A 329-nucleotide genomic window follows, 5' to 3' on the forward strand; every position below is an offset into this window, starting at 1 on the left:
TCATGGTCTATTGAATCTTTAGCGGTTTTATTTAATAACAATTACGGATTATCAATTATATTCCTAACCATAATTGTTAAATTAATAATAATGCCTCTAATGGTAAAACAGTACCTCAGCCAATCCCTAAGAAAAGATAAGATGAAAATTCTAGAACCTCAAATAAAAGCCGTTAAACAAAAATACACTAAAGATATGATACAAGATAATCCATCTCTAGCTAAAGAAAGAGATACAGAGATATTAAAACTATATAAAGAGCATAATTTAAATCCTTTTTCATTAGGATGCTTACCTCTTTTAATACAACTCCCTATATTAATTGGTGT

The 329-nt window shown here is 27.7% G+C and carries 1 protein-coding gene; it reads left to right on the top strand.

The annotated features are described in order from the left end of the window. Positions 1-99: 99 nt before the first annotated feature. Positions 100-329: YidC/Oxa1 family membrane protein insertase (locus tag RT27_RS31705; RefSeq protein ID WP_231577714.1), on the top strand; the 230-nt coding region annotated here is incomplete at its 3' end.

This window comes from Bacillus sp. L_1B0_5 (assembly GCF_000836715.1).
Lineage (GTDB): Bacteria > Bacillota > Bacilli > Bacillales > Bacillaceae_G > Bacillus_A > Bacillus_A thuringiensis_S.